Annotated in this window: 15 protein-coding genes and 1 tRNA gene; 8 read left to right on the top strand and 8 right to left on the bottom strand. The window is 61.2% G+C overall.

Going from position 1 to position 12,723, the window contains the following annotated elements:
- Positions 1-193 precede the first annotated feature (193 nt).
- From BFQ00_RS01340 to BFQ00_RS01330, 3 genes are read right to left on the bottom strand one after another with little or no spacing between them, the layout of a single operon-like run.
- Positions 194-1,492 carry an NAD(P)/FAD-dependent oxidoreductase gene (locus tag BFQ00_RS01340; protein WP_065891873.1) on the bottom strand — a complete coding sequence of 433 codons (1,299 nt, stop codon included), beginning with the start codon at positions 1,490-1,492 and terminating at the stop codon, positions 194-196.
- Positions 1,493-1,552: 60 nt separating this feature from the next.
- Complete coding sequence (locus BFQ00_RS01335; protein ID WP_065887994.1) at positions 1,553-1,726, bottom strand: DUF3094 family protein; 174 nt, start codon at positions 1,724-1,726, stop codon at positions 1,553-1,555.
- Between the two features lie 53 nt (positions 1,727-1,779).
- Positions 1,780-2,409: a DUF1780 domain-containing protein gene (locus BFQ00_RS01330; protein WP_065887993.1), complete on the bottom strand. Its 630-nt coding sequence runs from the start codon at positions 2,407-2,409 to the stop codon at positions 1,780-1,782.
- Between the two features lie 128 nt (positions 2,410-2,537).
- Between BFQ00_RS01330 and BFQ00_RS01325 the strand changes: the two genes are divergently transcribed.
- Positions 2,538-3,227, top strand: coding sequence for an energy-coupling factor ABC transporter permease (locus BFQ00_RS01325; RefSeq protein ID WP_065932396.1), 690 nt, complete (start codon positions 2,538-2,540; stop codon positions 3,225-3,227).
- 63 nt (positions 3,228-3,290) lie between these two features.
- The gene (locus tag BFQ00_RS01320; protein ID WP_003171680.1) at positions 3,291-3,506 is read left to right on the top strand and encodes a hypothetical protein; all 216 of its coding nucleotides are present in this window, start codon (positions 3,291-3,293) and stop codon (positions 3,504-3,506) included.
- On the opposite strand, the gene yacG is transcribed toward BFQ00_RS01320, so the two are convergent.
- Genes yacG through BFQ00_RS01300 form a run of 4 tightly spaced genes read right to left on the bottom strand, consistent with a single transcriptional unit; the run spans position 3,503 to position 6,391 of the window.
- Positions 3,503-3,703 (bottom strand): DNA gyrase inhibitor YacG, encoded by a 201-nt coding sequence (yacG, locus tag BFQ00_RS01315; RefSeq protein WP_065887991.1) that lies wholly within the window; start codon positions 3,701-3,703, stop codon positions 3,503-3,505. The genes BFQ00_RS01320 and yacG overlap by 4 nt on opposite strands.
- Positions 3,700-4,323, bottom strand: coding sequence for a dephospho-CoA kinase (gene coaE / locus BFQ00_RS01310; RefSeq protein WP_065896498.1), 624 nt, complete (start codon positions 4,321-4,323; stop codon positions 3,700-3,702). Before coaE ends, yacG begins: the two co-directional genes overlap by 4 nt.
- A complete protein-coding gene (locus BFQ00_RS01305) occupies positions 4,320-5,186 on the bottom strand; it encodes a prepilin peptidase (protein WP_065932395.1) in 867 nt (288 codons plus the stop codon). Before BFQ00_RS01305 ends, coaE begins: the two co-directional genes overlap by 4 nt.
- Complete coding sequence (locus BFQ00_RS01300; RefSeq protein ID WP_065932394.1) at positions 5,183-6,391, bottom strand: type II secretion system F family protein; 1,209 nt, start codon at positions 6,389-6,391, stop codon at positions 5,183-5,185. Before BFQ00_RS01300 ends, BFQ00_RS01305 begins: the two co-directional genes overlap by 4 nt.
- 198 nt (positions 6,392-6,589) lie before the next feature.
- Between BFQ00_RS01300 and BFQ00_RS01295 the strand changes: the two genes are divergently transcribed.
- The 3 genes from BFQ00_RS01295 to BFQ00_RS01285 all read left to right on the top strand — a co-directional run bounded on the left by BFQ00_RS01295 (position 6,590) and on the right by BFQ00_RS01285 (position 7,637).
- Positions 6,590-7,003, top strand: a complete 414-nt coding sequence (locus tag BFQ00_RS01295; RefSeq protein ID WP_065887987.1) for a pilin — start codon at positions 6,590-6,592, stop codon at positions 7,001-7,003.
- A 64-nt stretch (positions 7,004-7,067) separates the two neighbouring features.
- Positions 7,068-7,143, top strand: a tRNA-Thr gene (locus BFQ00_RS01290).
- A 188-nt stretch (positions 7,144-7,331) separates the two neighbouring features.
- On the top strand, positions 7,332-7,637 hold the full coding sequence (locus tag BFQ00_RS01285) for a DUF6388 family protein (protein WP_065887986.1): 306 nt from the start codon (positions 7,332-7,334) through the stop codon (positions 7,635-7,637).
- Between the two features lie 119 nt (positions 7,638-7,756).
- Here the strand turns inward: BFQ00_RS01285 and nadC are convergent, their stop codons facing one another.
- A complete protein-coding gene (gene nadC / locus BFQ00_RS01280; protein ID WP_065891885.1) occupies positions 7,757-8,605 on the bottom strand; it encodes a carboxylating nicotinate-nucleotide diphosphorylase in 849 nt (282 codons plus the stop codon).
- Positions 8,606-8,848: 243 nt separating this feature from the next.
- On the opposite strand from nadC, the gene BFQ00_RS01275 reads away from it, so the two are divergent.
- The 3 genes from BFQ00_RS01275 to ampE all read left to right on the top strand — a co-directional run bounded on the left by BFQ00_RS01275 (position 8,849) and on the right by ampE (position 12,463).
- The gene (locus BFQ00_RS01275) at positions 8,849-11,005 is read left to right on the top strand and encodes a DUF1631 domain-containing protein (RefSeq protein ID WP_065932393.1); all 2,157 of its coding nucleotides are present in this window, start codon (positions 8,849-8,851) and stop codon (positions 11,003-11,005) included.
- A 61-nt stretch (positions 11,006-11,066) separates the two neighbouring features.
- On the top strand, positions 11,067-11,630 hold the full coding sequence (gene ampD, locus BFQ00_RS01270) for a 1,6-anhydro-N-acetylmuramyl-L-alanine amidase AmpD (RefSeq protein ID WP_065887983.1): 564 nt from the start codon (positions 11,067-11,069) through the stop codon (positions 11,628-11,630).
- Positions 11,627-12,463 (top strand): regulatory signaling modulator protein AmpE, encoded by an 837-nt coding sequence (gene ampE, locus BFQ00_RS01265; protein ID WP_065932392.1) that lies wholly within the window; start codon positions 11,627-11,629, stop codon positions 12,461-12,463. Before ampD ends, ampE begins: the two co-directional genes overlap by 4 nt.
- The last annotated feature ends 260 nt before the right edge of the window (positions 12,464-12,723 follow it).

Below are 12,723 nucleotides of genomic sequence, written 5' to 3'. Positions count from 1 at the left end.
CACTTAGAGTCAACTATTTGCAGACCATTCGGACTCTGGACTACCGAGCAGTCCATTCACGGTGAAGTCCAAGTGGTTGCCCCAACCCAATTAAAAATCCCCGTATCGAAAGAGACGGGGATTTTTTTGCCTGCAAAAAATTCAGTAACGGTGGAGATCGAATGTGGGGCGAGGCCCCCTTTGTTTTATGCTGTCAGTGCAGCTTCAGACGCGGCTCGGTGCCACGCCCGATCTTGCTGCCCAGCATCAGCATCGCCGTGCGGAAAAAGCCATACAGCGCCATTTGGTGCATACGGTACAGCGACACGTAGAACATCCGCGCCAGCCAGCCCTCGAGCATCACACTGCCGGTCAGGTTACCCATCAAGTTACCCACGGCGGAAAAGCGCGACAGCGAGATCAGCGAGCCGTAGTCGGTGTATGTGTAGGTCGGCAGCTCCTTGCCTTCAATCCGCAGCTTCAGCGACTTGGCGAGCAATGAAGCCTGTTGGTGAGCGGCTTGCGCGCGTGGCGGCACATTGCGGTCGGTGCCTGGTTGCGGGCAGGCGGCGCAATCGCCAAAGGCAAAGATGTTTTCGTCGCGGGTGGTCTGCAGCGTCGGCAACACCTGCAGCTGGTTGATGCGGTTGGTCTCCAGGCCATCGATGTCCTTGAGAAAACCCGGTGCGCGGATCCCGGCAGCCCAGACTTTGAGACTGGCCGGGATCACCTGGCCGCTGCTGGTGATCAGCGCGTCGGCGGTCACTTCGCTGACGGCCGAGTTGGTCAGCACGGTCACTCCGAGTTTCTCCAGAGTCTTGTGCACCGGCCCGCCAATCCGCTCCGGCAGCGCGGGCAATACCCGTGGGCCGGCTTCGATCAGGGTGATGTGCATGTTTTCTGGCTTGATGCGGTCCAGGCCATACGCCGCCAGCTCATGGGCGGCGTTATGCAATTCGGCGGCCAGTTCAACGCCGGTGGCGCCGGCGCCGACGATGGCGACGCTGATTTGTTCGACCGTGTCGGTCTGCCCCGCGTGGGCGCGCAGGTAATGGTTGAGCAACTGCTGATGAAAGCGCTCGGCCTGTTTACGGGTGTCGAGGAACAGGCAATGTTGCGCGGCGCCCTCGGTGCCGAAATCGTTCGTAGTGCTGCCCACTGCAATGACCAGGCTGTCGTAGCCCAGGACGCGCGCGGGCACCAGTTCCCGGCCTTCTTCGTCGAGGGTGGCGGCCAGTTGGATTTTCTTCTGTTCGCGGTCAAGCCCGCTCATACGACCCAGTTGGAACTCGAAGTGGTTCCATTTCGCCTGGGCGACGTAATTGAGTTCGTCTTCCGAAGAGTTCAGCGACCCGGCGGCTACTTCGTGCAGCAACGGCTTCCAGATATGCGTCAGGTTGGCGTCCACCAGCGTGATGCTGGCTTTGCCGCGTTTGCCCAGGGTCTTACCCAGGCGGGTCGCCAGCTCCAGGCCGCCGGCACCGCCGCCGACGACAATAATACGATGGGTCATGGGGATATCTCGCAAGGCTAAAAGAAATCGGAGCAGTTACCCCCGCGAGCGCCAGGCAGCTCATAGCGTCAGGTAACTCAAAAGGCGGCTCAGCAAACCGAGCCCGATCACCACCACCAGCACCACACCAAGGAGCAGCCACGGCCTGAAAGGCTTGCGCTCGACTCTGTGCTGGGAGAGTTGCAGGTACTCTTCGACATGCTGTTGGTCATCGGGTTTCAGGCGGCTGCTCATAAAGGCCTCGTCAGGTAGACGTTGCAAAAGGGCGTCACGTTACAGCCTGTGGATCAAAGGCTGATGCCCACATCGAACACTATGCTGCGGCCCAGGTTGTTGCGCAAGAAATCCGGCGCGTCTGGATGAGCGAACAGTACCCGCGCAAAGGTCGGCCCCACCAGTGACAGGGAGCGCCAGCCCTGGCGCAGATATTCGGTTGGCGGCGGAAAGTGGCTGTTGAGGTCCAGCACTTCGCGCTTGAGGCTGGCGAAGGCGATGAGGTCCAGCTCCCCCAGGTCCATGCCGCGTTCCTTGTAGTTGTGCGCTTTCTTGCGCAGTGTCGGTGCCAGGCGCAACAGGAACTCATGGGCGGGAATGCGCCTTGGCTTGGCTTCGCGCCGCACCAGTTGGCTCAAGGAGAAAGCGCTGCGCCTGCGCAGCAATTCGTCGCGCCATTCGTCGTTCAGGCGGCGGCCTTCGTCCAATACGAAGAACACTTCAAAACTGGCGTCGCGAAACAGCACGTCCGGCGGCTCGGTGCCTGCGGCGTGGAACTCTTCGGCGCGATAGGGCACGTTCAAGCCTTGCAGCAGGCGCTGGCAGACCCAACGCTCACGCTCCCATTTGCGGGCATTGGACAAAAACGCGTTGGCCTGTTCGGCTGCTACGGTGAGCAAGCGCAAATAATCTGAGTCGTCCATCTGCCTAGCTTAGCGTTCAAATGATGACCGCAGGAAGTCTTGCTTTAAACGCGGGTGTAGACTGTTCATCTGGCAGCAAGCCCAGGGATGAGGTGTGCGGTGAGGCGGTCTATAAAGGTGGTGCATCCGTGATCAGTGCGGCTGTTCTAGCACTCCCGACGCTCGGCATCGGCTGGTTGTTGTATGCCCCGCTGGTGATCTGGGCGATTGTGCGTGCGCCCTGGGTCGAACTGTTTGCCGACCGACGTCGCCAGCATTTGCTGTTCGGCACGGGGTTCGCGCTGTTCATGTTGTGGCTGGTGCGGCGGGATTTCGACACGGGCGTGTCGTACCACTTTATTGGCATGACCGCGGTGACCCTGTTGCTGGATTGGCCGCTCGCAATCGTCGGTGGGGTGGCCGCGCAGTTGGGGTTGGTATGGCTGGGGCGTCAGGACCTCGCCGCTGTCGGCGTCAATGGCCTGTTATTGATTGGCCTTCCGGTACTCATCACTGAGCTTTGCGCGCGACTCGTGGAGCGGGCGCAACCGCGAAACCCCTTTGTGTATATCTTCTGTTCCGGCTTTTTCGCTGCGGCGCTGTCGGCGTTGCTTTGCCTGTTGGTCGGCCTGGGGTTGCTGTGGTTCGATGGTCGATTTGAAATGCCGCAATGGCTGGAGGATTTCGTCGGCTACCTGTGGCTGATCATCTTTCCCGAAGCCTTTATCAACGGCATGGTGATCAGTGCCCTGGTGGTGTTTTGCCCGGAATGGCTTGAGACTTTCAACCGCACCCGCTACCTCTCGGCGCCGTGGAAGGATGACGATTCGGCGCGTTGATCCAGATCAAAAAGGCGATGAGCGCACAGGCCCATGCTCTGCGAAATTTTAGGAGCACCAATCATGAGTGTGTACGAATGGGCAAGGCAGGAGTTGCGCAGAAGCCAGGACGCAGCGCAGGAAATCGGTTTTGATCCAGGCTTGACCCTGCGCGCAATGCTCAGCGCGGTGGTGCAGCAGAGCAAGGGCGTTCGCAGCTTTGAAGACTTGGCCGACGAGTTGCAATACCTTGCGGAAAACCTCGACGACCAGCAGGAATATGCCTTCATGCGGCCTTAGTGGCGCGGCGGCAGGTCTTCGGAAAACAACTCGTCTTCGGCGTCCGGGGCTACCGGAATCTTGTGTTCTTCAGCGGCCCAGGCACCCAGGTCGATGAGTTTGCAACGGTCCGAGCAGAACGGCCGGTTGAGGTTGTCGGGTTTCCATTCCACGGGTGCACCGCAGGTTGGGCAATCGACGGTCAAGGGTTGGCTCATGATCGGCCTCCACGCAAAGTAAGGTAAAAGTGGTGCAGTCGCTCGACCTCACCGTGCAGCCAGGCAAGGTCCTGGTCATTGACCAGTACGTCATCGGCATGGTTCAGGCGGTCTTCGCGGCTCGACTGGGCCTTGAGAATCGCCTGCACCTGTTGCTCGCTGATGCCGTCGCGCTGCAGGGTACGCTGAATCTGCAGGGATTGCGGCACGTCGATCACCAGGATGCGCTGGGTCATGCGGTATTGGCCGGACTCGATCAGCAGCGGTGACACCAGGATCGCGTAGGGCGACCGGGCGCGTGCCAGGTGATCGCGAATCTCGTCAGCGATCAGCGGGTGCAACAGGCCCTCGAGCCAGCGACGTTCTTCGGGTACTTCAAAAATCAATGTGCGCAACGCGGCGCGGTCCAGTTGGCCGTCCGCCTGCAGCACAGCGCTGCCGAAATGCTCGGCTATGCGCGCCAGTGCCGGCCGGCCGGGCTCGACCACCCAGCGGGCGGCATGATCGGCATCGACCAGGTCGACACCCAGCGTGGTGAAGTGCTCGGCCGCAGCGCTTTTACCGCTGCCGATACCGCCTGTGAGGCCGAGAATCCAGGGTGTTGCAACAGGAGTGGTCATGTGAAACCGACAGACTGCAGATAGAAGTCGGTTATTTGACCACCCCAGAGCAATGCAATCCAGCCGGCAATTGCCTGGCAGGGTCCAAATGGCATGGGGGCCGATACGTGCGTCTTGCGCCAGCGCATCGCCAGCAACCCGGCAAACACGCCGAGCAGTGACGCCATCAGCAGCGTCATCGGCAGTATCTGCCAGCCGCCCCAGGCACCGAACAGCGCCAATAGCTTGAAGTCGCCATAGCCCATTCCATCCTTGCCGGTCACCATCTTGAACAGCCAGAACACGCTCCACAGGCTCATGTAGCCCAGCACCGCGCCCCATAACGCATCGGGCAATGTTGCGAACAGGCCCAGACTGTTAAGGATAAGCCCCAGCCATAGCAGTGGCAGCACCAGGGCATCCGGCAGCAGTTGGTGATCCACATCGATCAGGCTCATGCCCAGCAACCCCCAACTCAGCAGCATCACCGCGCCCGCCTGCCAGCCAAAACCGAAGTGCCAGGCTACGGTGGCGGAGATCAGCGCACAGGCCAGTTCGGTGAGCGGATAGCGCGCGCTGATGGATGCACGGCAGTGGCTGCAACGGCCCTTGAGCATCAGGTAGCTGAGCAGGGGGATATTCTCCCAGGGCCGAATCGGCTGGTCGCAGTGTGGACAGCAGGAATTCGGGCGCATCAGGTTATAGACCGGCCCCGCCGGCGCGTCGGGCAGGCCGAGGATCTCACGGGCCTGGGCGCGCCATTCGCGCTCGATCATCTTGGGCAGGCGCCACACCAGCACATTGAGAAAACTGCCAACGATCAGCCCCAGCACCAGCGCCATGGCGACAAACGCCCAGGGCTGCTCGCCCGATAACGCGCTCAAAATGCCGAACCCAGTTGAAACACCGGCAGGTACATTGCAATCACCAATGCGCCGACGATGCTCCCCAGTACCACCATGATCAGTGGTTCCATCAAGCGGGTGAGGTTATCGACGAGGCTCTCTACGTCCGCCTCGTAATGGTTTGCGACCCTTTCCAGCATGTGGTCCAGGGTGCCGGACTCTTCGCCAATGGCCGTCATCTGGATCGCCATGCCTGGAAACAGGCCGCTGGCGGCCATGGACTGATTCAACTGCATGCCTGTGGATACATCGTGACGCATATGTTCGATTGCCTGTTTGAAAGGGCCATTGCCGACGGCGCCGGCCACTGAGCCGAGCGCCTGCACCAGGGGAACACCTGCCGCAAAGGTGGTTGCAAGCGTGCGGGCGTAGCGGGCGACGGCTGCTTTGTTCAACAGTTTGCCTGCCAGGGGGACTTTCAACAAACCCGCCTCCAGCCGGTAGCGAAACCGCGCAGAACTGCGGTAGGCGTGGCGCAGCCCGCCGATGAGCGTGCCCAGGCCCAGCGCCAGTATCCACCAGGCCTGTTGCAGAAAGTCGGAGAGGGCGATGACCCCCAGGGTGAAACCGGGCAATTGGCTGTCGACTCCGGCAAACAGGTGCTGGAACTGCGGCACCACCTGTATCAACAGCACGGCGCTGACGAGGCCGGCCACCACCAGCACGGCAAGCGGGTAAGTCATGGCTTTCTTGATTCTGGTCTTGAGCCGCTGGCTTTTTTCCAGATGAATGGCCACGCGCTCCAGCAGCGTTTCCAGGGCTCCGGCCTGTTCGCCGGCGGCAATCAGGTGGCAGTACAGGTCATCGAAATAACGGGGGTACTGGCGCAACGTGCCGGTCAGGCTGTTACCGGCGGCGACGTGTTGCTTCATACCCTTGACCAACTCGCGCAGTGTGCGGTTTTCGACGCCGTCGCCGATAATGTCGAAGGCTTGTAACAGCGGGATACCGGCCTTCAACAGCGTCGCCAGATGGCGGGTGAAAAGGGCGATGTCAGCCGGCAGTATCGGCGCCGCCAGGCGTGGCAGGCCTGACGATCGCTTGCGCACATGTTCGGGGCAGATTCCCTGCTGGCGCAGTCGTGCCTTGACCCAAGCGGGGTCATGCCCCGAAATTTTCCCGCACACCCTGCGGCCGTTGCGGTTGATGCCCTGCCAGGCGTAGATCGTCGAGGTGTCGTTCATGTCGCGTTCGCACATGCAGATTAAGAATTTACAGCTTAGCCAGCGGGCGGATACAGGCAGGCTGGCGTTGGCCGATAAAATGTCAGATTGTGCTTCTGGTATGCGATTGGCCGCGCAGGGATGAGTACACTGGCGCCGCTGCACAATACGGGGCGCAGGATGCGCCTTGTCATGGTTCTATTCTGGAGAGTGAGAGTGATGCATCAGAAAGGCTTTACCTTGATCGAGTTGTTGATCGTCGTGGCAATCATCGGCATTTTGGCCACGATTGGCTTGCCCATGTACACCAAGCACCAGGCCAAGGCCAAGTTCACCGCGGGGTTGGCCGAAATCAGCGCGTTGAAGGCCGGCTACGAAGATGTGATTAACCAGGGCACCGTGCCCACGCTGCCGTTGATTGGCGGCAAGAGCCCCACCGCCAATTGCAAGGTCGATGTGACAGGAGATGTCGCTACGGGCAGCGGCTCCATCAGCTGTGAAATCGTTGATGCGCCTGCGCCCGTACTGGGCAAGACCATCACCTTGACACGCAGCGCCACCAGCGGCTGGACCTGTGCAACCACGGCCGAGGCGCAATACGTCGCCAAGGGTTGTGGCGCCAACGGCGCATGACGGCTGGCGGGTGGTGAGCGAGCCGGTTGCCGCATGCCCGATGCGGTGCTAGCTTTAGCCCACCGCCCGTGTAGCTCAGCCGGTAGAGCAGCGCACTCGTAACGCGAAGGTCGCAGGTTCGATTCCTGTCTCGGGCACCAAGGCAGCACTGTTTCAAGGGCCTGTTTCAAAAGGCCTGTTTCAAAAGGCCTGTTTCAAAGGCACAGTTTTCAGATGATCCCAGAATGGTTCTGAAGGCCAGACGAGCCGGCATTCGCGCCCGCTCTTTCGTATCTGCGCAACCTTGATGACCCAGATGCATCCCCATTCCTCGATCTAAGAGAACGACATGACCACGACTGAGATGACCCAGGAAGTTCGGCACCAAGCAGCCCTCGACAAATACCTCGAGGCAACGCCGCAGCTCAAAGACGAGATCAAGGACCTGAGCGCTGACGACCAGCGTGATCAGATTCAGTGGGCATTCGAGGACGAGGCGGAGAGCCAGAATCTCCAGCCTTGGGAACTGACCCTCAAGTACACCTGCGCACCGGAAGAGTTCGAAGCCGCACGCCTGGCCTTGCACAAGGAGGCCGCCGACGTGCTGGGGGTCGAATGGGACGAGTACTGCGAGATGAATAATCTCGTAGTCTAAACGCCGCCGGTAGGAGCGAGCTTGCTCGCGAAAAACGTTAACGATAACGCGTGACATCCGAGTGCACGCGGTGCCGTTGAGTTTTTCGCGAGCAAGCTCGCTCCTGCTGCCAAGGCTCTTTAGATACTGAGCCGCATCGACAAGTCCACAGCTTTCACATCCTTGGTCATCGCACCAATGGAGATGTAGTCCACGCCGGTCTCGGCGATGGGCAGCAGCGTGCTTTCATTGATCCCGCCGCTGGCTTCCAGCCGGGCCTTGCCCGCGTTCAGCCGCACGGCTTCGCGCATGTCGTCCAGGCTCAGTTCATCGAGCATGATGATGTCGGCACCCGCCGCCAATGCTTCGCGTAACTCCTGCAGGCTTTCCACTTCGATCTCCACCGGCTTGCCGGGGGCGATTTTGTGGGCCGCGCTGATGGCCTGGGCAATGCCCCCGCACGCGGCGATATGGTTTTCCTTGATCAGGAAGGCGTCATACAGCCCGATGCGATGATTGTGGCAACCGCCGCAGGTCACCGCGTACTTCTGCGCCAGACGCAGGCCCGGCAACGTCTTGCGCGTGTCCAGCAGCTTGACCTGGGTGCTGGCGACGAAATCCGCCAGGTATCGGGCACGGGTGGCGACACCTGACAGCATCTGCAGGAAATTCAGCGCACTGCGTTCACCGGTGAGCAGCGAGCGCGCCGGCCCTTCAAGGTGAAACAGCGGCTGGTTGGGACTGACGCGCTCACCGTCGGCCACCTGCCAATGCACGGCGACGCGGGGGTCCAGTTGGCGGAAGACCGTATCCACCCAGGCGGTCCCGGCAATCACGGCCGCATCGCGGGTAATGATCGTGGCCTTGGCCAGCCGTTCGGCCGGGATCAACTGTGCGGTGATATCACCACTGCCGATGTCTTCCAGGAGTGCGCGGCGCACGTTGGCTTCGATTTCGGCGGCGAGGTCGGCAAGACGCAGGTTCGGCATAACAGGCTCCACAGACTAAGTGCCGCGATTATAGGGGCTGTGTGAACTGGAACCCAGACGCGTCACTCATTTACCGCGCCGGGCAGAGTTTACTGGCGCAATGTCCATGATTTGCCGATAATCTCGCGCCTTGCAATTGGCGTCATAGCTTTGACGTCCTGATGGTGATCGGGTATTTGCAATGCCCAGCGGGTCAGGCCCCGTTCCTACCCATCTCAACACCCGCCGTTTCAGGAGGCCAGGATGCACAATGACGGGAAGGTGGTGCCTATCAAGCAGGCACAGGCCACGCCATCGCCGCTCGCACGTCTGCCGGTGGTGGTGCTGCAGGTGCGTGACAAAGCGGCGCAACAGTTGCAACAGGGGTTGCAGGAACTGTTCGATAACGCCGACGACACCCTGTTTGAAATGGCCGACAAGGCCCGCAGCACGGTTGACCAGCATATTTTCTTTCAGGCCATGCGCGACCTGCGCCTCAAGCGCAAGAACTTCGAGCGCGTGTTCATGGAGCAACTGTATGCCGCCTTCGCCAACCTGAGCCAGGCCGATAGCGGTGCGTTGCACCCGATGCCTGTGGTGTCCTATGAGGTGGCCGGCGCTATCCGGGCCGATGACCGGGAAAAGGCTGTGGCACTGGAGGCAATGCTCGGTCGGGTACGCCACCGTGACGGCGTGGCGCTCGGGCAATTGAGCGCGCGCCTGAGTGAAGTGTTGGGCAGGCCCATGACCGATCATGAGAACCCTCTGGGCCCTGCACGGCTTTGCCAGTTTTTCTTGCAGGCGGGCCGCAGCCTGGGGGTGGAGATCCGGGTCAAGCTGATCATGCTCAAGCTCTTCGAGAAATACGTGCTCAGCGATGCCGACCACCTGTATGGCGAAGCCAACCAACTGCTGGTTGCCACCGGGGTCCTGCCCGGACTCCAGAGCGTGCCGTCCCGTCGTGCGGGTGGCCGCGCGGCGGGTGAGCTCCCGCAACCGGCGCGTCCGCCGGCCGCCGAAGCGCCTTGTGACGAAAGCGGCCAGCAAGCCTTTGCCGCCCTGCAAGCCTTGCTGGTGGCGGTGCGCGGCAGCGTAGTGCCAACCCTTGAAGCCAGTGCGCAACCGCAACCCATCGCCAGCCGAGACTTGCTGCGCCTGCTGTCGCATTTGCAGCAATACGTACCGGAGCCTGGCGCCGAGGACGATTTCGACCTGCGCAACCAGCTCGAACAGTTGCTGACCCGGGTCAGCGTCAAGAGCGGCAAGTCGCGGGTGGTGGAGGCGGCCGATGAGGATGTGATCAACCTCGTCGCGCTGCTTTTCGAGTTCATCCGCAATGATCGCAGTGTGCCCCACGCCTTCAAGGCCCTGATCGCTCGCCTGCAGATCCCGATACTGAAAGTTGCCGTGCTCGACAAGAGCCTGTTCAGTTGCCCCGGGCACCCGGCACGCCGCTTGCTCAATCAAATCGCCAGTGCCGCCATGGAGTGCAGCCCGCACGATGGCGATCAGAACGACAGCCTGTACCTGCGTATCGAACAGGTCATCCAGCGCCTGTTGAATGAATTTGCCGAAGATCCGCTGATTTTTTCGCAGTTACTGGCGCCATTCAGCACCTTCATCGATCAAGAGCAGCGGCGCAGTGAGTTGCTCGAACAGCACACCCGCGACGTCGAGGAAGGGCGCCTGCGTACCGAGGTCGCTCGCCAGCGCGTGGCGCACGCGCTGAACCGGCGGCTATTGGGCAAGGTCCTGCCGCCGTTCGTGGTGCAATTTCTGCAACAAACCTGGAGCCAGGTATTGTTGCTGGCCACTCTCAAGCACGGCGAACACTCGGTGCAGTGGCAGACCGGGCTGCGCACCATGGATGAGTTGATCTGGAGCGTCGGCCTGCACGAAGACACCGAGGCAGGCCGGCATCTGCTGGCGCAATTGCCAGGGTTGCTCAAGTCGTTGCGCGACGGGTTGGCCAGTGCGGCGTTCGATCCTTTCAGCACGCGGGAGTTTTTTTTACGCTTGCAGACCGTACATGTTCAAACATGCGAAGGCGGGGGCGACGACGGGCTGATTGAAGTCCGCGAGCCCTTTGTTCTCGGCACCCCACTGTCGGACGCCGGCGAGGACTGGCCGCATGATGACCCGGACCTGCTCAAGGTGCTCCCGTTGCGGGTCGGCGGTTGGGTGGAGTTGCGCCAGGACGACGACACGGTATTGCGCTGCAAGCTCACGGCGATCATGGCGCCGAACCATCGTTATATTTTCGTCAGCCGCACGGGGCTCAAGGTCCTGGAGCAAACCCCCGGGCAATTGGCTGCGGCTTTCAAGCGCGGCACCCTGCACAGCCTGGACGAGGGGCCGCTGTTCGACCGCGCGCTGGCGGCGGTGATGGGCAACCTGCGCCAACTCAATCGCGGCAAGTGATCGCAACCGCAGGGCGGAACGCGGCATACTGGTAACACTTTGTCTCAGTCAAGGAGCCTGTATGCAGTTGGACCCCGTCAGCGGTTGGTTCGAGGGCATTGGCCATTGCCCTTCGCCCAACTTCAACGAGCGCCCGGCAGGCGAGGTATCGTTGTTGGTGATACATAACATCAGCTTGCCCCCGGCGCAGTTTGCCACCGGTAAGGTGCATGAGTTTTTCCAGAATCGCCTGGATGTGACGGAGCATGCCTACTTTGAGGGGATAGTCCACCTACGGGTCTCTGCGCATTTTCTGATTGAGCGTGACGGTACAGTGACGCAGTTTGTGGCATGCCGGGACCGAGCCTGGCACGCGGGCGTCTCCAGCTTTGAAGGGCGCGACACCTGCAACGACTTCTCGTTGGGAATCGAGTTGGAAGGCACGGATGATCTGCCGTTCACCGATGCCCAGTACCAGGCGCTGATTGAGCTGACGCGTCAGTTGCTCGCAGCTTATCCAGCGATCACCCCCCAACGTATCTGCGGTCACAGCGACATCGCCCCAGGCCGCAAAACCGATCCGGGCCCGGCTTTTGATTGGAAGCGCTTTCGTGGCGCGCTGCAGGATGGAGGACACAAACTATGAGTTTTCTGGTGCTGGTGCTGGCAGTGTGGATCGAGAAATTCTCGGCCTTGCGCCAGCGATTGCAACGCGACGGCGGCTGGCTGCGCGAGCTGGCCAGGCTTGAATCGAGCACGCGCATGGGCAAGCGGCCCTGGCTGATCCTGCTGGCGCTGGTGGTGCTGCCCGCGGCGCTGCTGGGCTTGTTGCTGCTGGTGCTGGAGCCCGTGGCCTATGGCTTGTTGGCGTTGCCGGTGCATGTGCTGGTGGTGATCTACAGCCTGGGCCGTGGCGATCTGTTGGCCGCGCTGGGACCGTTTCGGGATGCCTGGCGGCGGGGTGATCTGCAAGCCGCCGAGCACGTGGCCGAACGTGACCTGAAGCTGGGTGCCGACAGTGGCGAGCAACTGCTCGAGCGGGTTCAAGGCCACTTGCTGTGGCAGGCGTACCAGAGCTTTTTCGCGGTGATTTTCTGGTATTTCCTGCTGGGCCCGGTGGCCGCTCTGGCCTATCGCCTGCTCGCGCTGGCCAGTGAGCACAGCCAGAACCCCCTGGTGGCCGAACGCGCCACGCAAATGCGCCACGCCTTTGACTGGCTGCCGGTGCGCCTGCTGGCCGCGAGCTTTGCCCTGGTGGGCAATTTTGTCGGGGTCAGCCGGGTCATGCTCCACGAATTGCTCAGCTGGGATATCAGCGCTGCACAACTGGTGGAAAAAGTCGGCCTGGCCGCTGCGGAAATACCGCCACCGGTGGTGGGCGCCGAAGGCATCAGCAGTCTTGATCAACTGTGGGAATTACTGCTGCGTGCGGCGGTGCTGTGGTATGCCGGATTTGCAATCTGGACGGTGTTGCCCTGAGACCGCCATCGGGGGCAAGCCCCCTCCCACATTTGACCGAGCAGGGATCAGCGAAAATCGGGGAGGCGCAGTCAGCGTGCGAGGGGGCTTGCCCCCGATAACCAATATCTACACAACTTCGTAGGCTATAGCCGCCAACACTAACCACGATGCGAAGCGAGTCGCCCTTGATCTGGCTTTTGATCTTGATCTCAGGCGCCCCGTTAAACCACGCTGGCCGAACGCAGGCTTGAATCCGTGGGTAACCCGGCAGGACGCCG

The organism is Pseudomonas sp. 28 E 9 (assembly GCF_900004785.1).
In the GTDB taxonomy this organism is placed as follows: domain Bacteria; phylum Pseudomonadota; class Gammaproteobacteria; order Pseudomonadales; family Pseudomonadaceae; genus Aquipseudomonas; species Aquipseudomonas orientalis_A.
The sequence above is the reverse complement of the archived record's forward strand: the minus strand, read 5'-3'. Positions and strand labels throughout refer to the sequence as shown.